This window comes from Streptomyces dengpaensis, assembly GCF_002946835.1.
GTDB classification, from domain to species: domain Bacteria; phylum Actinomycetota; class Actinomycetes; order Streptomycetales; family Streptomycetaceae; genus Streptomyces; species Streptomyces dengpaensis.
Window position 1 is genome coordinate 8499351 of record NZ_CP026652.1, and the last position, 18370, is coordinate 8517720.

At 67.6% G+C, this 18370-nt stretch carries 15 protein-coding genes and 3 pseudogenes; 13 read left to right on the plus strand and 5 right to left on the minus strand.

The window, feature by feature from the left end:
* Nucleotides 1-6: 6 nt before the first annotated feature.
* From istB to C4B68_RS39755, 3 genes and pseudogenes are all read right to left on the minus strand, one after another.
* A pseudogene (istB, locus tag C4B68_RS39745) lies at nucleotides 7-654 on the minus strand (IS21-like element helper ATPase IstB); the annotation flags it as partial.
* Nucleotides 651-1529 carry a Mu transposase domain-containing protein gene (locus tag C4B68_RS39750; RefSeq protein ID WP_240634639.1) on the minus strand — a complete coding sequence of 293 codons (879 nt, stop codon included), beginning with the start codon at nucleotides 1527-1529 and terminating at the stop codon, nucleotides 651-653. The gene C4B68_RS39750 and the pseudogene istB, both read right to left, overlap by 4 nt.
* A 190-nt stretch (nucleotides 1530-1719) precedes the next feature.
* Nucleotides 1720-2211, minus strand: a complete 492-nt coding sequence (locus C4B68_RS39755) for a DUF4265 domain-containing protein (protein ID WP_167459263.1) — start codon at nucleotides 2209-2211, stop codon at nucleotides 1720-1722.
* Nucleotides 2212-2784: 573 nt separating this feature from the next.
* Between C4B68_RS39755 and C4B68_RS39760 the strand changes: the two genes are divergently transcribed.
* The 11 genes and pseudogenes from C4B68_RS39760 (at nucleotide 2785) to C4B68_RS39815 (ending at nucleotide 14977) form a co-directional block, all read left to right on the plus strand.
* Nucleotides 2785-3162, plus strand: coding sequence for a hypothetical protein (locus C4B68_RS39760; protein ID WP_099506697.1), 378 nt, complete (start codon nucleotides 2785-2787; stop codon nucleotides 3160-3162).
* The gene (locus C4B68_RS39765; RefSeq protein ID WP_099506698.1) at nucleotides 3140-6649 is read left to right on the plus strand and encodes a CHAT domain-containing tetratricopeptide repeat protein; all 3510 of its coding nucleotides are present in this window, start codon (nucleotides 3140-3142) and stop codon (nucleotides 6647-6649) included. Before C4B68_RS39760 ends, C4B68_RS39765 begins: the two co-directional genes overlap by 23 nt.
* Before the next feature lie 364 nt (nucleotides 6650-7013).
* Nucleotides 7014-7382 (plus strand): hypothetical protein, encoded by a 369-nt coding sequence (locus C4B68_RS39770; protein WP_099506699.1) that lies wholly within the window; start codon nucleotides 7014-7016, stop codon nucleotides 7380-7382.
* Entirely contained in the window at nucleotides 7379-8050 is a 672-nt protein-coding gene (locus C4B68_RS39775) for a nucleotidyl transferase AbiEii/AbiGii toxin family protein (RefSeq protein ID WP_099506700.1), read from the plus strand. Before C4B68_RS39770 ends, C4B68_RS39775 begins: the two co-directional genes overlap by 4 nt.
* Nucleotides 8047-8248 (plus strand): annotated as a pseudogene (locus C4B68_RS43960) (transcriptional regulator); the annotation flags it as partial. The gene C4B68_RS39775 and the pseudogene C4B68_RS43960, both read left to right, overlap by 4 nt.
* A gap of 144 nt (nucleotides 8249-8392) precedes the next feature.
* Nucleotides 8393-10030, plus strand: coding sequence for an IS21 family transposase (istA, locus tag C4B68_RS39785; protein WP_206337110.1), 1638 nt, complete (start codon nucleotides 8393-8395; stop codon nucleotides 10028-10030).
* A gap of 440 nt (nucleotides 10031-10470) precedes the next feature.
* On the plus strand, nucleotides 10471-10875 hold the full coding sequence (locus C4B68_RS39790; protein WP_099506701.1) for a RidA family protein: 405 nt from the start codon (nucleotides 10471-10473) through the stop codon (nucleotides 10873-10875).
* Between the two features lie 77 nt (nucleotides 10876-10952).
* Nucleotides 10953-11447 (plus strand): cupin domain-containing protein, encoded by a 495-nt coding sequence (locus C4B68_RS39795; RefSeq protein WP_099506702.1) that lies wholly within the window; start codon nucleotides 10953-10955, stop codon nucleotides 11445-11447.
* Between the two features lie 83 nt (nucleotides 11448-11530).
* Nucleotides 11531-12664: pseudogene (locus tag C4B68_RS42600) on the plus strand (IS630 family transposase).
* A 50-nt stretch (nucleotides 12665-12714) separates the two neighbouring features.
* Complete coding sequence (locus C4B68_RS39810) at nucleotides 12715-13830, plus strand: hypothetical protein (RefSeq protein ID WP_099506703.1); 1116 nt, start codon at nucleotides 12715-12717, stop codon at nucleotides 13828-13830.
* 13 nt (nucleotides 13831-13843) lie between these two features.
* The gene (locus C4B68_RS39815; RefSeq protein WP_167459264.1) at nucleotides 13844-14977 is read left to right on the plus strand and encodes an SEC-C metal-binding domain-containing protein; all 1134 of its coding nucleotides are present in this window, start codon (nucleotides 13844-13846) and stop codon (nucleotides 14975-14977) included.
* Nucleotides 14978-15262: 285 nt separating this feature from the next.
* Here C4B68_RS39815 and C4B68_RS39820 read toward each other — a convergent pair whose 3' ends face one another.
* Both C4B68_RS39820 and C4B68_RS39825 read right to left on the minus strand, forming a co-directional pair.
* The gene (locus C4B68_RS39820; protein ID WP_338059730.1) at nucleotides 15263-16384 is read right to left on the minus strand and encodes an IS630 family transposase; all 1122 of its coding nucleotides are present in this window, start codon (nucleotides 16382-16384) and stop codon (nucleotides 15263-15265) included.
* A 75-nt stretch (nucleotides 16385-16459) separates the two neighbouring features.
* Nucleotides 16460-17116, minus strand: a complete 657-nt coding sequence (locus C4B68_RS39825; protein WP_104880058.1) for a hypothetical protein — start codon at nucleotides 17114-17116, stop codon at nucleotides 16460-16462.
* Between the two features lie 242 nt (nucleotides 17117-17358).
* Between C4B68_RS39825 and C4B68_RS39830 the strand changes: the two genes are divergently transcribed.
* Together C4B68_RS39830 and C4B68_RS39835 are read left to right on the plus strand one after the other, a co-directional pair.
* On the plus strand, nucleotides 17359-17865 hold the full coding sequence (locus C4B68_RS39830; RefSeq protein ID WP_099506792.1) for a hypothetical protein: 507 nt from the start codon (nucleotides 17359-17361) through the stop codon (nucleotides 17863-17865).
* Nucleotides 17862-18266 (plus strand): hypothetical protein, encoded by a 405-nt coding sequence (locus C4B68_RS39835; protein WP_099506791.1) that lies wholly within the window; start codon nucleotides 17862-17864, stop codon nucleotides 18264-18266. The genes C4B68_RS39830 and C4B68_RS39835 overlap by 4 nt, the downstream gene beginning before the upstream one ends.
* Nucleotides 18267-18370: the final 104 nt, after the last annotated feature.

The following is an 18370-nucleotide window of genomic DNA, read 5'->3' on the forward strand; positions in this document are numbered from 1 at the left end:
CGCTTTGCCGAAGGACTCGTTGGAGGCGATGGCGACGCTGTTCTTCTCCTCGCGCTCGGTCAAAACCTGGAAGAGAAGTTCGGCTCCGTGACGGTCCAGTTCCATGTAGCCGAGCTCGTCGATGCACAAAAGATCGACGCGTCCGTAACGGGCGATGGTCTTGTTCAGCTGCTTCTCGTCGGCGGCCTCGACCAGCTCGTTCACCAGCTTCGTGGCGAGCGTGTAGCGGACGCGGTAGCCCTTCATCGCGGCCTCGGTGCCCAGGGCGATGAGCATGTGGGACTTGCCAGTGCCGGAGTCCCCGATCAGGCAGAGCGGCTGGCTCTTCTTGATCCACTCGCAGCTGGCAAGGGTGTGGATGGTCGCCGCGTCGATGTTCGGGTTGGCGTCGAAGTCGAACGCCCGCAGCGACTTCTCCCGCGGGAAGCCAGCCGCCTTGATCCGCCGCTCCGAGCGCCGGCGGGCCCGGTCGTCGCACTCGGCCATCAACAGCTCTGCGAGAAACCCGCGGTAGCTCATCTGGTCCTTGAGCGCCCGCTCGGCGATATCGGAGAACTCGTTGCGGATCGAGGGCAGCCGCAGCAGCCGGCAGGCGCTGTCGATGGCGGCGTCGGCGGCCTGCTCGGTCAAGCCTCGCTGGCGGGGCAGAGTCACTGTGCTTCTCCCTCACGGTGGTCGCCACCACTGGTGCGGCGGCGTCGGAGCAATTGGTCATAGGGGGTCACCGAGGGCAGCGGCCTGGTGTCCGGCGGAAGATGCGCGAGCCGCCATTCGTGCAGGGACGTCACCGTCGCCGACGGTTTCCCGGAAACCAGCTGGTCTGCCGAGGGGGTGGGTTCGATCTCGGCCTGGGCGGCCTTGCGGGCCTCCAGAGCGACCGCGTCCGCGGTCATGGCCCCGGCTCGCAGAGCCGCGGCCAGGCCGGCGACGACATGCTCGTGAGGAAGATGACGCCCCAGCAGGAGAACCTCGATCAGGGCCCGGGTGCCGTCCCGCTCGCCATGGATCCGGCGGGCCTGGTCCCACCAAGCGTCGTGGACCGGGGTGAACCTGCCTGCTGAACGGGCCTGTTCGAGGGCAGTGGAGCCCGGGAAGGCACCGGGCTTGCGAACCAGGACTTCCAAGTAGTGGTCCAGGTCCAGACGGACGGCGCCCTTCGCAATCAGCCGCTCGTGACGGGCCACTTCCACGTTCTGGTCGTAAACCACCAGATGAGAGGCGTGCAGTACAACCCGCACGCGTTTACCGATCAGCCGGATCGGGACCGAGTAGCGGTTGGTGCGGACCGGAATCTGGCCGTAGCGGTCGACCCGCGGGGTGAACACCCGGCCCGTCTCGAACGGTTCCTCGGGCAGCGGCAACAGCAGTGGCTGTTCGAGTGCGAAGTACTCCGCGACCGTCTTGGGCCTGGACCCGATCCGGCGGGCGTCGTCCTGCCGGTCCCACTGTTCGACCATCTCGTTCAGCTCGGCGAGAGAGGAGACTTCGGGGACGGCAACGAAGTGGTTGCGGCGGAAGTAGCCGATCATCCCTTCGACGCCGCCCTTCTCATGGGCGCCTTCGATGCCGGGCCGGCAGTAGAAGCTCTCGATGCCGAACCTCCGCGAGTTCAGGAAATCTGAGGCCCCTGAGCTGCGAACTGAGGGATGCGGAGGCCGTTTCGTGGTGTCAAAGGGCCCAGTTCTTGGAACTGTGGGCGGTTGTCACGTGCTGATTCGATCAGACTGGGGTGGAGAAAGGCATGGCGTCGGCCCACTCCCAGAACGCGCCGGCCTCTGCGACCTCGCGTTCCATGACCTCGAACAGTCGGGAAGGGGTTGTCTGGGGCGGGACGTCGACCGCGACGTGACGGTCCCCGCTCCATTCGCTCAGCAGGCCAGCTGCGTCGATTTCCTGCTTGATGCGAGCGGTCGCCTCGGTCAGCCGTGTCGGGTCCGGGCCGGGCATAAGAAGCATCCGCAAGACGCGGTGCCGGGAGAGCCCCACCACCTCGCTGACCTCGTCATCAGCTGAGAGAAGCACGCGGTCTCCCAGGGCCACTCCGTAGACGCGGAAGGGGATGCAGGCAATGGAGAACGTGCCGTCGTTGAGAGGCTTGAGCCAGAGCTGCTCCATCTGCCCGTTCAGTCCAAAAGGAGCGAGGTTGGCGTGGGCGATGTAGTTGCTCTGAGCACGTCCAACCGGATCGTCGTGGACGATGAACTCCGTCATGTGCTTCCCCTTGCTCGATACTGCTGCGCGGCCATGATGCCGTGGCAGTCCATCGAGGAGTGCAGGGGGCTGCCCGTTCAGCGGGTGCGTGAATCCTGTTCTGCAGCGGAGAGGGCGACGCCGTACCGGGTCTCTCGGTGCAGGGCACAGAGGGCACAACCATGAAGCTCGTGAGCGGACCTTCATGCCGCTTCGCCGCGGTGTCATGCGGGAGTTGCTTCACCGCTCCGAGGATGCCCAGCCGCGGACCGGCCGCTGGGCTCCGGTCCGCCGCAGGGGATTGCTGTAAACGCCGACCGATCAGCGGATCTCGGCGCCTCGCGCCATGCCTTGTTGGTTGTCGGCGATGTCTCGGTGGGCGACCGAGTTGTAGGCGTTCGCGGAGGTCGTCCACCGCCGCGAGTTGAGAAAGGGCCGTGTCGGTCTTTCGCGTAGCGAGGCCGGGAGCCGGATCGCACGCGCCAGCGGGGCGTCGACAGTGTTCTCAAGGCGTAGCGATCATTGGAGCGGGTCGCTACTTTGTGGTGGTGCCGGAGAACGGAGCGCAGTTGCGAGAAATCAAAGGGGATCGTGATGCTTGACAGGCCTGTGGTGGTGGCCGCTCGAGCGGCGGCGCGGGAAATGTCCGCGCAGTACGGGCCGCGTCTTGAAGCGGATATCGAGGAAGCTCTCCGCGGAGGCGGGACTGGGCCGCCGGACCAGTATTTCGATCCGGTAGCGGCCGCAAGCCTGATCGTGGCCGTAGCGCAGTTCGCTTACCAGACCTACACCCAGCACAAGAAGGACGGCCGGCGTCCCGAAGCGGAGCCGGTGGTTGGCGCCGTCCGCATCGAGCGCCGCAGGTACACCGAGCTCACTCGTGCCGAAGAGCAGATCATCGAGATTGTGACCGCCGAGGTCGTCAGGGCGGCCGCCGAGAACGAGCCCGATGGCGACGCGGCTGGTTGTTGATCTCGATGAGGGTGGCCTGCGCAGGTGGCCGCTCGACGCGGAGGCGCTTGAGGATCTCCGGTGGTATTTGGAGGACTACCTCATTGCTCCCTACGGCGTGTATGAGGACCGAGGCGCGCGCATCGCGGCGAGGCTCCCCGGCTGGGGCGGCGACGTCTTCGAGGCGGTGCTGCCTCTCGGACCCGCACGCGACGCCTACGCGCGGGGACGGGACGGCGGAGAGCTCGAGCTGGTCCTCCGCTCCTCGTCCCCTGACCTGCTCGGGCTGCCGTGGGAGCTGATGGCCGATCCCTCGTCTGCGGCGCCACTCGCCCTGGAGGCGGGAGGACTGAGCCGATCGCTGGCGACCGTGTCCGACGACGCCGCGACGATCTCGGTGGCCCGGGGACGGCTACGGGTGCTGATGGTGATCTGCCGGCCCGCCGGGAGCCGCGACGTCGGCTATCGGATGATCGCGCGGCCGCTTCTCGAGCGTCTGGAGACGGTTCGGGGAACCGTGGAGCTGGTGGTTCTGAGGCCCCCCACCCTCGACGCGCTCCGCGCTGAGCTGGCGGCCGCGATCGACGCGGGAACGCCCTACCAGGTGGTCCATTTCGATGGGCACGGAGTGTTCCTCGGCGCGGGTACCGGCAGCGGGGGAGAAGGGGCCCTGGTCTTCGAGGGGACGCGCGGCGGCCCACAGTATGTGCCGGCCCGGACGATCGCCGCGGCGCTGCGGGACGGTCAGGTGCCGGTCGCGGTGCTGAACGCCTGCCAGTCTGGAGCGGTCGGCAAGGAGCTGGAGGCCGCGATCGCGACCCGGCTGCTCGCTCAGGGCGTGGCCTCCGTCGTCGCCATGGCCTACAGCGTGTACTCGGTGGCGGCTGCGGAGTTCATGACTGCGTTCTACGAGCGGTTGTTCGCGGGCGGGACGGTGGCCTCGGCGGTCTCGGCGGGCCGGCGGCAGATGGCCCGCCGATCCGGGCGTCCGAGCCCGAAGGGCTTTCTGCCCTTGGCGGACTGGCTGGTCCCGGTCCACTATGTCCGACGGGAGGTGAGCTTCCCGCGAGCGGTGGTGGCCCGCACCCCTGGCGCGCCGGCGCTGGCCGAGGCCCTCACGGCCGTCGCCGAGACCGCGCACGATCCCGGGCTCGGCCCGCTGGATCCGGCCGGCGGCGTCTTCGTCGGCCGCGATGCGCTCTTCTACGACTTGGAGGAGGCAGCCCGCCAGGGCAAGGTCATCGTCTTGGCGGGCCCCGGCGGGACCGGCAAGACGGAGGTCGCGAAGGCGTTCGGCCGGTGGTGGAGTGACACCGGCGGGGTGGAACGGCCGGACTGGGTGTTCTGGCACTCCTTCGAACCCGGTCTCGCCTCCTTCGGACTGGACAGCGTCGTCACCGAGATCGGCCTGCGCCTCCACGGCACGGAGTTCGCGGCGCTGACCGTCGAGCAGAGGCGCGGGGTCGTGCTGGAGGCGTTGGCGTCCCGGAAGATGCTCCTGATCTGGGACGACTTCGAGTCCGTCCAGTCTCTCGCCGGTCAGGCTCCGGGCCTGGACGATGCCGGGCGCGAGCTGCTGCGCTGGTTCGTCCAGGCCGTCCAGGCACATGCGTCCAGCGTGCTTCTCATCACCAGCCGGACGCCGGAGGACTGGCTGGGCGAGGTCCACAGGATCACCGTCGGGGGGCTGGCCGGCCACGAGGCGATGGAGTACGCCGACGTCCTGCTGGCCGACCATCCTGAGGCGGCCGAGCGGCGGGCGGGCCGAGAGTTCAGCGAGCTGATGGAGTGGCTGCAGGGGAACCCGCTCGCTCTGCGGCTGGTGCTGCCGGGACTCGCCCGGGACGAGCCCGCGGAGCTTCTCTCGCAGCTGCGCGGACGTATGCCCCCGAGCACGGAGGACGGCCGCGCGAGCGTGCTGGCGGCCGGCATTGAGTACTCCTATCGGCACCTGAGCGAGTCCGGTCACCGGTTGCTCCCGGTCATCTCTCTGTTGGGCGGAGTGGCGGACGCCGCGGTGCTGGGCGGCTTCTCCACGGGCGAGGCCGTATCCGGTGAGCTGAACAATGTCCCCGCGCGGTTCTCCGGCGCGCGGAAGGAAGACTGGATGATGGTCCTCGACGAGGCCGCTGGAGTCGGGCTGCTGACGGGTCTCGGCAGCGGCCTTTACCGGATTCACCCCGCGCTGCCCGGCTATCTCACCGCGCGATGGCGGGAGGAGGAGCCCAATCGGTACGACGCCGCCCGGGACGCTGCGGACCGGGCGTTGGCATACACCTACGCCAGCTGGGGCTTCTTCATGGACGACCAGATCAAGTCGGGTCGCGCCGGCGTCTCCTTCGAGGTCATCGGGCTGAAACGCCGGACCCTGCTGACATTCCTCGGCAATGCCGTGGACGCTGGCTGGTGGGAGTGCGCGCAGGGGATCGCCCAGCCGTTGTGGGAATACTGGAAGAGCGCTGGCCTCGACAACGAAGCAGAGCTCTGGGCCGATAGGCTGCGGCGTGCGACCGAGGGGTCGACGTCGGCGGAACCGCCCGTTGCCTCGCCGGCCGGGCGCCTTTGGCTGTTCGCCCTCGGCGTGTTGGGCGAGCTGGAGCTCCTGCACCAACGTCTGGACCAGGCTGCGGGCCACTACCGTCGGATGGCCGCGGCCGTCGAGCCGGACACGACCCTCGTTCCAGAGCTTCAGAAGTTCTATCTCGCGAACATCTACCACGGAATGGGTCAGGTCGAGCAGGACAGGCACCGGCTGCGCGAGGCGCAGAACTGGTTCCGACAGTCCCTGCCCCTCAGCCAGGAGCTCGACCTCAAACCCCAGATGGCCGCCACATTTCTCCATCTCGGCACCATCGCGCAGCTGAAGAAGCAGTTCCCGGCGGCGGAGGACTGGTACGGGAGGGCTTCGGCGCTCAGCCAGGAGCTCGGCAACGAGCAGTTGGTGCTCGGCACCCACCATCAGTCGGCCCAGCTCGCCCAGGAGCGAGGGCAGCTGATTGTGGCCGAACAGCGATTCCGTGACGTGCTGGCCCTTGCCCGCGATCTCGCCGACATCCGCGTCATCTCCAACAGCCTCCACCAGCTGGGAATGATCGCCCAGTTCCAGGGGCGCTTCGCGGTCGCCCAAGAGTGGTTCCGCCAGGCCCTGGCCATCAGCGAGGAACTCGGGGACCGGCCCGGCATCGCGCGCACCTACAGCCAGCTCGCGGTGCTCGCCGACATGCAGGGCGATCCGCAGGAGGCGCTGGCCTGGACGGTGCGCGCCGTGACCCAGTTCGACGAGTTCCCTCATCCAACCATGCCGACCCTGCCCCACAACCTCTTCGTAATCGCCGGCCGCGTGGGTATGCCCGCTCTCGAACGGTGCTGGCAGGACGTCACGGGCAACCCCCTGCCCCCCGAAGTCCGCACTTACGTCCGCCCCGCCGTGGTCGGCGCCAAGGTCCGCAGATTCCTTCGTATCAAGGCCCCAGCCGACCGCCCCTCACCTCTGCCACCCTCCGATTAGGGCGCGTATCGAGTCGTGGTCCGCGCGCGGAACCGAGTGCACCACCCCCACCAGCCGGCCCCTTTCGGAGGCCATGCAGCAACGACGCCAGGTCCACCCCAACTCCCACACCCCCGCCCGGAGGGGGACTCGGGCGCGGCGGCGGGATTAGGGCGCAGTCTGCGTGGACCCAGTGTCGTGGTCGTGGTCGTAGAGGGCGCGCTGCCGGCTGCGCGCCTCACCGCCGTGCTCCCGTGGGCAGAGGGAGGTCCGGCTGCGATCTCGTCCTCGGCCTGCCGCGGCTGTCGTCGAGGAGCTGGCTGTCGGGTGCGCCGGTTCGGGCGTCGGTCGTGACCCGCCCGGCCCGGCAGGCGATAATCGGGGCATGGCTCTCAGCTCCTCTCGTTTCCCGGTGCCGAACGCGTTCGAGCTGCTCCGCGAGCAGTACGCCAAGCGGCTGCCCGCGCGCCTTCAGGACCTGAGGGGCCCCACCCACGGCTCGGTCGACCTGCCGCTGCACGTTGCATGGTCGGGACGCCGGTCCTACGACGTAGAGCAGCCGCGCTCGCGGATGGGCCTTTACCGCACCGTCCTGGCCGAGGGGCAGCGCCAGGACCTGGTCGCCTTCCTGAACCGGGATCTGCTGCTCGGGCAGTGGCCGGTGCTGCGCACCCTGATCAGCCGGCCGCTGCGGGAGGCCTGGGAAGCCGCCTTCCCCGAGCTGGCCGCCGTCCGGAGCGTGCCGGCCGCGTGAACCTGACCGACCTGCACCGCCGGCTCCTTGCCGACGTCCTCGCGATCGGCACCCCGTACCCCTTGGTGATCACAGGCGGTTATGCCGTCCAGGCCCACGGCCTGGTCGACCGCCTCAGCCAGGACCTCGACGTAGCCACCGAGAATCCCGCCTCGATCGCCGAGATCGTCGCCGTGGTCAGCGACGGCCTCGCCACCCGTGGCTGGAGCGTCCGCCAGATCGAGACGGGCGCCCTCTCCGGTCGTCTCATCGCAACCGACCCGCAATCCGGGGAGGAATGCGAGGTGGACGTCCTCAAAGAGGCATTCTGGGGTCCGCCCGCGGAGACCGAGTACGGACCGGTGCTGGCCCTCGACGACGTGATCGGCACCAAGGTCCGCGCGCTCGCGGACCGCGGCGCGGTCCGCGACCTCATTGACGTCCACGCCGCCTCCCAGCACCGCACCACCGCCGACCTCGAAACGCTCGGCCGCCGCCACGCACGCTTCGAGTTCAGCCTCCAGGACCTGCGCGACCGCCTCAACGGTGCCGAATGGTGGGACGACAAGGACTTCACCGACTACGGCCTCAATCCCGGGCAACTGGCCGACCTGCGCGGCTGGGCCCTCGCCTGGGCGGCCGAGCTTGACGCCCGCCTGTATGCCGAGGAGAACCCGGACGAGGTCTGAGAGGCGCTCGCACGCCCCCGTCGGCCGGATGACATCCGCCGCTGGTGCGAGGCGTGCGAGGCAGCCGACCAGGCGCCGGACATCATCGCCCAGTCTCACAACGCCGAGTCCATGTACGTGGAGTGGCGCCGTAGGCTGCGCACCGGACTCAAGCAGCTGCAGAAGAGCTATGTGCCCCTGTTCAAGTCAACCCGGCTGGCTGTGAACGACTTCTCTGGCCCCAGCGGAACGAACCTTTGGGCCCCAGGAGCTTGATCGCAGTTTGAGTGTTCGTCAGAAGTGGCCCCAGGGGCGGTCTTGCAGTGGGAGCATCGATGTGCTTCCGACAGTCAGGGGGCCCGCATGGATGGCCCGAGAACCAAGGTCGAGCTCTTCGCGGCGATCCGCCGCGACTCCCGTACCGAGAAGCTGTCGATCCACGAACTCTCGCGCCGCTACGGCGTCCACCGGCGTCTGGTGCGCGAAGCTCTGACGTCCCCGTGGCCGACACCGCGCAAGCCGATGCCTCCGCGGCCTTCGGTGATCGACCCCTACAAGCCTCTGATCGACGCGATACTGCGTGCTGATCTGGATGCCCCGCGCAAGCAGCGCCATACCGCCAAGCGGGTCTTCGACCGGCTGGTGGACGAGCAGGGGATGGACAACGTCTCCTACGGCCGGGTCCGCGACTACATCAGGCGCCGCAAGCCCGAAATCTGGGTCGAGGAGGGCCGCGGACCACCCAGCGTGTTCATCCCGCAGACGCACCGCCCCGGCGAGGAGGCCGAGGTCGACTTCGGAGACGTCTACATCACGCTCGACGGCGTGCGCACCCTGTGCTACCTGTTCGTTTTCCGGCTCTCGTTCTCCGGGAAGGCCGTGCACCACGTGTCGGCCTCGCAGGGGCAGGAAGCCTTCTTCGAGGGCCATGTCCACGCCTTCCAGGTACTGGGCGGCATACCCAGGGGCAAGGTCCGCTATGACAACCTCACCTCCGCGGTGGCCCGGGTGCTCGGCTTCACCCGGGCCCGGGTGGAGACAGACCGCTGGACCGCGTTCCGCTCCTGGGCGGGCCTGGACGCCTTCTACTGCCAACCGGGCATCGACGGCGCCCCTGAGAAGGGCGGCGTCGAGGGCGAAGTCGGCCGGTTCCGCCGCAACCACCTGGTCCCCGTCCCCGACGTCACCACCCTGGCCGAGCTCAACGCCCGGATCGATGAGTGGGACCGGCAGGACGACCAGCGCCGGATCGGCGAGCGCCCGCGCACCGTCGGCGAGTACTTCGCCATCGAAAGACCCCTGCTCCAACCGCTGCCCGAGGACCACTTCGAGACCGGGCGGCTCCTGACCCCGAGGGTGGACCGCTACGCGCAGATCACCGTGCGGCAGAACCACTACTCGGTGCCAGTACGGCTGATCGGCCGCCAGGTCCGCGTCCTGCTGCACGCCTCCGAGGTAGTGGTCTACGACGGCCGCACCGAAGTCGCCCGGCACGAGCGCCTCGTCACACGCGGCGGGAGCCGCCTCGACCTGGACCACTACCTGGAAGGACTGCTGCGCAAGCCGGGCGCGCTGCCCGGGGCGACCGCACTGGACCAGGCCCGCGCGGCGGGGAAGTTCACCCCCGTGCATGACGCCTGGTGGGAGGCCGCCAGCCGCGCACACGGCGACGCGGCCGGCACCCGTGCACTGATCGAGGTTCTGCTGCTGCACCGGCACATGAGCCACGACCACGTCGTCGCCGGGATCGCCGCCGCACTGCGAGCGGGGGCCCTGACCTCGGACGCGGTGGCCCTGGAAGCCCGCCTGGCCGCCGAACGCGACACTCCCGCCGAGGCGGGCCCGGACACGGCGCTGGGCCGTATCGCGTCGATCCCCCATGACCAGGGCATTCCCGCTGCCAAACACAGAGGCCGGGGGCTACGCGATCGTGACCGTCACGAAATTCCGCCCAGACCCTTGAAAACGGCCAGCCCTGCTCTTCGTTCCCCACTCGGTTGAGCGATCCACCCAGGACCCAGCCGCCCGCTTGTTGAGTGTGGGGGCCGCGACAGGGTGTGAGTCGTCGAGGGACAGGAAATCCCGGTGAGATTGATCTTGCTGGGGTTCGCCTACTTCACCTGGGTTTCGAGCTGGTGGGGGATGGCGCCAGCGTGCCCCCCAAGGGGCTTATGAAGACCCTGCGGGGTTCGAGCGGCTCCACAGAGCGATCTTCAGAAGAAGAAGGTTTACTGAAGGAGCGCGCAGCCTCCGGCGGACCGGCTCCGCGGTCCGGTCGATCGGGGGCGACTCAGTGGGGTGCTGCATGATGCCTGCCTTAAAGCCCGGCCCTGGTACGGCATGTCCCAGGCCTTCCTCAGTAATCACGGCATAACTTCTTCCTTGAAAGAGGACTGTCCGTAACCGGCAGCGCCATGCGTCGTCTCACCAGGAAGTGAGTCATGCCTGTTCAGGCGAAGAGATTCGGTTTTGGTATGCCGTGGGAGTCGCTCTACGGATACAGCCAGGCAATCCAGGTCGGTGACACGGTGTACGTGGCTGGGCAGGTGTCCCATGACCGTGACGGCAACTTCGTAGGTGCCGGCGACTTCGAACTCCAGGTCAAAACCACGCTGGCCAATCTGGACCTGGTGCTGGAGCACTTCGGGGCTGAGCGCAGCCAAATCGTGGAGAGCACGGTGCTGGTGAGGAACCTGCGGGAGAACTTCGACACGACGGCACACCTTCACGCCGAGTACTTCGGGGAGCACCGGCCCACCAGCACGGTCATGGGTGTCTCCGACCTGGCACTACCGGACCAGTTGGTCGAGATCGGCGCGCTCGTGCGTCTCGACGTGAAGCCATAGGTCGGAGTCTGCCTGGCTCCCACCAGTCCTTCAAAGCGCTGGCCTGGAACCACCTACTCACGAATTAGGAAGTCGCCATGTCCTACCCAGAGCCCCGCTACCTCGGCGAAAGGGGCCAGGCCAGCGCGCTGTTCCGACCTGCACCCCCGCAGCCCGACACCGGCTCGGGCGGCACCAACATCAGCTACGTGGCCAAGCAGGAGAACACCAACGGCGAGTTCGGCCTGTACAAGATCGACATGGCGCCGAAGACCATGGGCGCCACGGAACACTTCCACCGTACGATCTCCGAGTCCTTCTACGTCCTGTCCGGCGAGGTCCGCCTCTACAACGGCGAACGCTGGGTCACAGGAGGCGAGGGAGACTTCCTCTACGTACCGCCCGGCGGGCTCCACGCCTTCCAGAACGACAGCGACGACCCGGTGTCGTTTCTGCTGCTCTTCACACCGGGAGCTTCCAGGGAGGAGTACTTCGAGAAGGTGGAGAAGTACTCACAGCGCAGCCGCGAAGAGTTGAAAGCCTTCCGGATCAGGCACGACCAGTACAACACCACCGACATGCTCGAGGACTAGTGCCGCATCAGGCAACGTTCGCCCTGCGGTCATGTGCCGCCCGGTTGCTGCGCCGGGCGGCACTGGACGGCCAGAATGATCACGTGGCTGAACGCGTGCGGGTCCGAGAGATTGATGACGACGAGGGCAGGCGACTGCTGCGGATCATCCGCAGAGGCACCGGGTCGGTGGTGACCTGGCGGCGAGCCCAGATGGTGCTGTTATCCGCACAGGGCATGCCCGTGGCGAAGATCGCCGAGGTGACGTTCACCAGTAAGGACCGGGTCCGGGACGTCATCCACAACTTCAACGCCGACGGCTTCGACTCCCTTTACCCGAAATACAAGGGAGGCCGGCCAAAGACCTTCACCCTCCCGGAACGCCGTGAGATCAAGAAGATCGCCAAGTCCAGGCCGGCCGAGCACGGCCTGCCGTTTTCGACCTGGAGCCTGGCCAAGCTGGCTGACTTCCTGGTCGCTGAGGGGGTGGTCGACGACATCAGCCACGAGGGCCTGCGGGTCCTGCTCCGCGAGGAGGGCGTCTCGTTTCAACGCATAAAGACCTGGAAGACCTCCCGCGACCCGGACTACGCGGCCAAGAAGGCCCGCGTCGAGCATCTCTACGCGATCGCCGACGGCGAGGTCATACCCGAGGAAGGCGAGCCCGAAGTCGTCTTGTGCATGGACGAGTTCGGCCCGCTCAACCTCCAGCCCCACCCCGGGCGGCAGTGGGCCGAACGCGGCGGCCGGCACAAGGACCCCGGCCGCGAGCCCCGGCCCCGCAGGCGGGCGACCTACACCCGCCCGCACGGGGTCAGGCACCTGCTCGCCGCCTACGACCTCGGCAGGGACAGGCTCTACGGGCACATCAAGCCGAGGTAGAACCGCACGAGGTTTCTGGAGTTCTGCCGCTACCTGCGCAGTCTCTACCCATCCAAGATCCGTATCGCGATCGTGCTCGACAACTTCTCCCCGCACCTGACCACGAAGAGGGACACCCGAGTCGGCGACTGGGCCACAGCCAACAACGTCGAGTTCGCCTACACGCCGACCAACAGCTCCTGGCTGAACCGCATCGAGGCCCAGTTCACCGCCCTGCGCTACTTCGCGCTGGACGGCACCGACCACGCCAGCCACAAGGAGCAGGGAAGCATGATCCGCCGCTACATCATCTGGCGGAACAAGCACGCCGCCGACAAACGCCTTCGCGAGATCGTGGACAGGGCGAACGTTGCCTGATGCGGCACTAGCTCTACCCTGCTGGTTGGGCAGCACATGGGAGGGGCGGCATGGCGGAGATGACGGCGGGCATGCACAAAATCTGGCCGCACGTTCTGCAAGCGGTCAAGAACCGGCGACGGTTCACATGGATCCTGCTCGAGCAGAACACGGACGTGCTCTTCTACGACGGCACCACGCTGACGCTGAGCGCAACGAGCCAGGGCGTGTGCGACAACATCGTCGCCTCCGGCTCTTCGGCCGTACTCGACGAGGCCCTCGCCGAAGTCCTCAGCACCCGGCCCGCCGTCGAACTGGTCGTGGAGGGACAGACGCCGTTCGCCCTGCCCCGCTCCACGCCGCAAAGCCCCGCGACCGAGGTGCGGGTGTCCGTTGCCGTCACCACCCCTGAAACCTCCGGCGAGGCCACCGAACCGCCGACGCCCGCCCTGCATCTCGTCCTGGCCCAGACCGCATTCCTCATGCACGAGCAAGGCAACAACCAGGCCGCCGCACTGCTGGCCGACGTCGAGGACGTGGAGCTGGTGCCCGGAAACCGGTTCGGGGACTGGCAAGACGCCGTTCTCATCGTGCCGCCCTACCTCGTTCCCCGGTTCACCGAGGAGGTCACCGCGGCGATCCAGCCGGTGTTCGAGCACGTGGCCGGGCGGCACAGCCTGGAGATCGGCGCCGTCACCGCCGCGCCTGCGCTGCCCGACATCGGTGACGACTGGCGGCAAATCCTCCAGGAGAGGCTGGCCAAGGGAGCAGCATCCAACCAGGCGTCCCGGACCCGTGCCCGGGGGGTCGTCCCCGGGCTCAGCAGGGAAGGCTTCGTCTTCGACTCCCGTGAGGAAGTGCTCGTCTACGAGGCGTTGAAGAGAGTGCAGGCATCGCTGCCCGAGGAGTCCACCATCTCTGTCTTTCCCCTGCCGTTGGGGCGCGTCGGTGTCGGCAACGCGTGGACGCCGGATTTCCTCGTCACCGTTGCCGGCCGGGTGGGGATCATCGAAGTCGACGGCCCCCATCATCACAGGCGCTTCGGCGCGGACGCCACACGCGACCGGCACTGGCGCAACAGCGGGATCGTCCACATCGAACGCATCCTGGTCGAGGAGACCAGTGCCGACACCGACCTTGATGCACTCGTTCGGCAATTCCTTACCCGGCTGCGTGAGTACCGCTGAAGGCGAGGGCTGCATGAGCTTCGAAGAACGAGTCGTTCGGGCCCTGGGCAAGCAACGGGCCGACCGTGTCCGGGCGGCAGCCCGGCAACTGATGACGCTGGCCGACCATGACGCCCAGAGCACGCAGGCGGTGGTCCATATCAACGTGCCGCTGCACGCGCACAACGCCCACGAGGCGACAACCGAGCTCGCCAACCTGCTCAACGCCGCCGCACCGGATGAGACTTGGACTTTCGTCACCATCTCCCATCCCGACGGCACATGGACGGGCAAGGCGAGCCCGTTTATGCAGGACACCTCAAGACTCGGCTCACGGGACTGGATCGCCCACTTCGCCCTGTCCGACCTGCACATGAGACTGGCCGCCTGGCGACTGACCCAGCTGTGGCGCGCGGCCGAACTGGCCGAGCAGACCGTCGAGTCCCTCGGGTGTTGGCGGCTGCTCGTCGCGGCCGCATGCTCCCGCTCCCTGCTGGAGGGAGCGGCCGCACTCACCCACGAAACGACCCTCCTCCACCAGGCGTGGGACACGTTCAAACAAGCCGGCCCGCCCACCACGGCCTCCCTCACCCAGTTCAGCGCCGACCTCAACAACCGCCTGGCGAAACTCCAGTACGCCTCACGCGTCGGACAGAGCTCCGGTCGGCCTCCCGTGCTCCAGAGCACCAACGTGATGACCTACATCAACAAACTGGCCAAGAACACCACTACCGTCGACGTGCTCGACTTGTACGAATGGCTGTGCGACGCAGTCCACCCCAGCTTCGGCTCCGCCACCACCTACACCGTGCTGCGGGCCTCGGACCGGCCCAAAACCCATGCCATCGAGCAGTACGCACGTCACCCCCTGCAACCGCTCGCCGCCTCAGGCTACGCCGTGCAGCCGACCGTCGCCCACGCCGCCGCCGACGCTCTCGTCCTGGCCGCCGAGGTGGTGCACAACAGTCTCTCGCTCGTGAAGTGGACCATGGACGACATAGGCCTGACCGCGGAGATCCAAAGCCTCAACCGTCTCCCCTACGCCGGCAGCAGCGACCAGCCACCCCAGCGCAGTGACCCATGCCCGTGCGGCAGCGGCCGCAAGTACAAGCGATGCGTACACCGATGGGGCCAACCCGGCACCCCGCCGCCGGCCGCCGAGCAGTGAGAGGCCGCCTTGCACTGGCGGCCGGCGCCCGCACCGATGCCGCCCGTTCGGCCCGATCCTTACGGCACCGCTACGGCGGGCCAGCCGACCCATCCTCAAACCGGGACTGCTGGGGGGAGTTGAAGACCGTTGGGATGGTCAGGCGGGAGGCCGTCGCCCGGTGCGCTGCTCCCAGCGGTCGAGCACCGCTTTGAGTTCCGCTTGCGCCCGATTGAGCTTCTCGTCGTTGTCCTGGAGGGCGCGGAGAGTGGCTAGTGCTGTGACCGCATAGGTTCGCCGGTTGGGTCAGGCCGCGTCGGCGAGGGCGCGTCCGCCCCAGCGGATGCCTTTCTCGCTGCGGATGCGGGCGCGTTCTTTGCGTTGGGCGGCCAGGACGTCGGGGTGGCGGGCGTTGGTGTTGCGCCAGCGCAGGTATGCGTGCAGCTCACGGGTCTGGACTGTGTGGTTCGGATGGTGGGAGTTGGCGAGGGTGAACTGCCGCAGTGGCCCGAAGTGCGCCTCGATCGGGTTGGCCCAGGAGGCGTTGGTCGGGGTGAAGCACAGCTCGACCTTGTTCTTCTGCGCCCACCGGCGGATCTTCGTGCCCTTGTGCGCGGAGAGGTTGTCCAGGATCACGTAGATCGGGGCGCCGTCCGGGCGGGCGGCCCGGACGGACTTGAGTGCGGCCAGGCTGTTGGCCGCTCCCTTGCGACGGCGGTTGACGCCCCACAAGGTGTCGTCGCCGATCGAGTAGCAGCCGTGGAAGTAGGTGACGCCGTGGGTGCGGTGGTAGGTCGCCGGGACTCGGTCGGGGCGGCCCTGCCCGGCCCAGCAGGCTCCCCCGGTGGGGCGGATGCCCAGCGGGCCGAACTCGTCAAAAGCGAATACGCGGTCGGGGAAGTTCTCCAGGACGTACTCGATCCGGTCGAGCTTGGCGTCGCGCTCAGGGTCGGTGGACTCCTTCCAGGTCTTGGTCCGCTGGAAGGTCACGCCGCGGCGGGCGAGCAGGCCGCGTAAGGTCTCGCGGCCGATTCGGATCACCCGGCCGTGGACTTTGCGCAGGTAGGCGACGAGTTTGCGCAGCGACCAGCGGGTGAAGGGCTGGCCGAGCTTGGCGGGGCGGGTGGTGGCCGTCTGGATGACGAAGTTCTCGTCGTCAGGGCTGAGCAGGCGGGGACGGCCTCCCGCCCATTGAGGGTCCAGGCAGGCCAGGCCGATCTCGTTGAACCGGTGGATCACATCGCGCACGGTGTCGTCGTCGGCCTGCACCAGCTGGGCGATCACCGGCACACGGTTCCCGCCGGCCGAGGCCAGCAGCATCATCGCCCGCCGATAGCGCACCGAACTCGTACTGCCACGGCGCACGATCTGCTGCAGACGCCGCCCCTCCTGGTCGGTCAGTCTGCGCACACGGACAGGCTCAGCCACCACGCCTCCAGCGATCAGATCGGATGTCACCGCACATCCAACCGCCACGACCACCAACCCGGCGAACCTATGCGGTCACAGCACTAGGTGCTGACGGGCGGCTTGCCGGGGACCGGTGTCCGCCCGGGCGGCCGCCAGCTTCGCTTCGATGGTGCGGATCGACGCGGCACGGTCGGCGCAGGTTTCCTTTTCGCTGATGACCGCGTTGGTGATGGCGGCCTCAAGATCGAGTACCTGCTGTTCCGTGTACTCGGCGAACGCGAATGACTCGTAGTCCTTGTAGCCCTTGGGCCAGATCAGATACAGGTAGTAGTGGCTTTCGTCTCTCTTCATCTCCACCGACGACAGATCCTTCAGCGGCATATCCCGCTCCTTGAAGACCAGCACGTGCTTATACAGCGACACCGCGCCGAGTGACCCGCCGTGCTCGCCCCGGCCGACGTCTTCATGCTCTTGCTGCCATGCCTGCTCAAGCTCCCTGATCTGCCGCGCATACGCCTGATCGACCTCGGCGACACGGTCTCGAGCAGCCCTGAGTTCCTGCCGAGCCGTGCTACGCAGAGAACGGACAGCGTCGCGGTGCTGGTCCAGTTCCTGCCTCTCGGCCTCATGCGCGGGCCCGAACGCATCCTCCCGGCTGCCCGGATAGCGGTACAGCCGCCAGCATCTCCTCGTACCCAATGCCACGCCCGCAACGAGCACGATCCCCAAGATCAGCCAGACCGCATCCACAGGCCCTCCACCCATGCGGACCGGAGACAACACCGGTATGCCGCGTTGTGTCATACCCCACCGAACTCCACGAATATGGGGCGTAGTTGATGTCGGGTCAACAGGGCCCGTCGGCTAGGGGGACCGACGGGCCCGTTGCCGACCACCGGAGCAGCGACGTTGTGGGACCGGACCAGAAGCGCGCGATCCACGCCGCCCCTTCGTGCGCTGAGACTGTCAGTGGTCCCTCCTAGACTTTTCCCATGGCATTCCAGACCACCACTCTCCCTGTGCTGATTGCCTCCCCCGGTGACACCACGGGGGAGCGCAAGGCCGTCGAAGAGGCAATCCTGAGCTGGAACAGCGACCGGACCCGCGCAGCGAAGGTGCACTTGCTGCCCTTGCGTTGGGAGCTGGACGCCACCTCGGAGCTCGGACGCGGTACAGCTCAGGAGGTGATCAACCGGCAGTTCGCCGATGAGGCGGACATCGTGATCGGAATCTTCTACAGCCGGCTCGGCCAGCCAACGGCGGACGCCCCGTCCGGAACCGCTGAGGAGATTCAACGCGCCATCGCACGCGGTGCCGCCGCCTCGGTCTACTTCTCTTCCGCACCGCTGGACCAAGCTCGACTCGACATCGACCAGTTCCAGCGCCTGCAAAGTTTCCGCAAGACGCTGCAGGAACAGGGGCTCGTGGGCACCTTCGAGTCCCGGAAGACCTCAAGTCGCAGGTCCGCTCGTTCCTTGAGCGTGCGACGCACCAGTTGACCTCCGGTACGGAGCATGACGCGGACAGCGCTGATGCCTCACCTGCGCCGCGGGCGGTTCTGCGCTGCGAGTATCTCTATGACCGCGAGGCGCGGTCAGACAAGAACGGACGCATCAGCTACCGATCTGCCCGGCAGCGGCTCCAGGTGAGCAACCTCGGCAGCGGTCCTGCAGACCACCTGCACATCGAGGTCGAACCAGTCGGCGGTGGTGAATCCCCCATTGTCCTGGACGCCCGCAATGGCGGTGCCGGACTGGTGGTCGAACGGCTCCTCGATCACACCCACATCGACTTCCCGCTCGCCCTCACGATGGGTACCGCCCCTCAGGCCAAGTTGACTCTGAGCTGGGAAGAGGCCGGCGAGAAGTTCACGGAGGTGCAGTCCATCCGCTGGATGTGACTGCTAGCCTCCGCTGCTCCACACTCAGCCCAGATCTCAAAGACCGGCAAAGACCCGGCCAAGTACGTCGACCGCGAGCGCGGGATCATCGTCAAGCGACGGTC

Bases quoted from the DNA above. Each gene is read 5' to 3' on its own strand.
- C4B68_RS39770 (WP_099506699.1), top strand. From the start codon at position 7,014: ATGGCTCTCAGCTCCTCTCGTTTCCCGGTGCCGAACGCGTTCGAGCTG.
- C4B68_RS39810 (WP_099506703.1), top strand. From the start codon at position 12,715: ATGGCGGAGATGACGGCGGGCATGCACAAAATCTGGCCGCACGTTCTG.
- C4B68_RS39765 (WP_099506698.1), top strand. From the start codon at position 3,140: ATGGCGACGCGGCTGGTTGTTGATCTCGATGAGGGTGGCCTGCGCAGG.
- C4B68_RS39790 (WP_099506701.1), top strand. From the start codon at position 10,471: ATGCCTGTTCAGGCGAAGAGATTCGGTTTTGGTATGCCGTGGGAGTCG.
- C4B68_RS39795 (WP_099506702.1), top strand. From the start codon at position 10,953: ATGTCCTACCCAGAGCCCCGCTACCTCGGCGAAAGGGGCCAGGCCAGC.
- C4B68_RS39760 (WP_099506697.1), top strand. From the start codon at position 2,785: ATGCTTGACAGGCCTGTGGTGGTGGCCGCTCGAGCGGCGGCGCGGGAA.
- C4B68_RS39755 (WP_167459263.1), bottom strand. From the start codon at position 2,211: ATGACGGAGTTCATCGTCCACGACGATCCGGTTGGACGTGCTCAGAGC.
- C4B68_RS39815 (WP_167459264.1), top strand. From the start codon at position 13,844: ATGAGCTTCGAAGAACGAGTCGTTCGGGCCCTGGGCAAGCAACGGGCC.
- C4B68_RS39750 (WP_240634639.1), bottom strand. From the start codon at position 1,529: ATGATCGGCTACTTCCGCCGCAACCACTTCGTTGCCGTCCCCGAAGTC.
- istA (WP_206337110.1), top strand. From the start codon at position 8,393: ATGGATGGCCCGAGAACCAAGGTCGAGCTCTTCGCGGCGATCCGCCGC.
- C4B68_RS39830 (WP_099506792.1), top strand. From the start codon at position 17,359: ATGGCATTCCAGACCACCACTCTCCCTGTGCTGATTGCCTCCCCCGGT.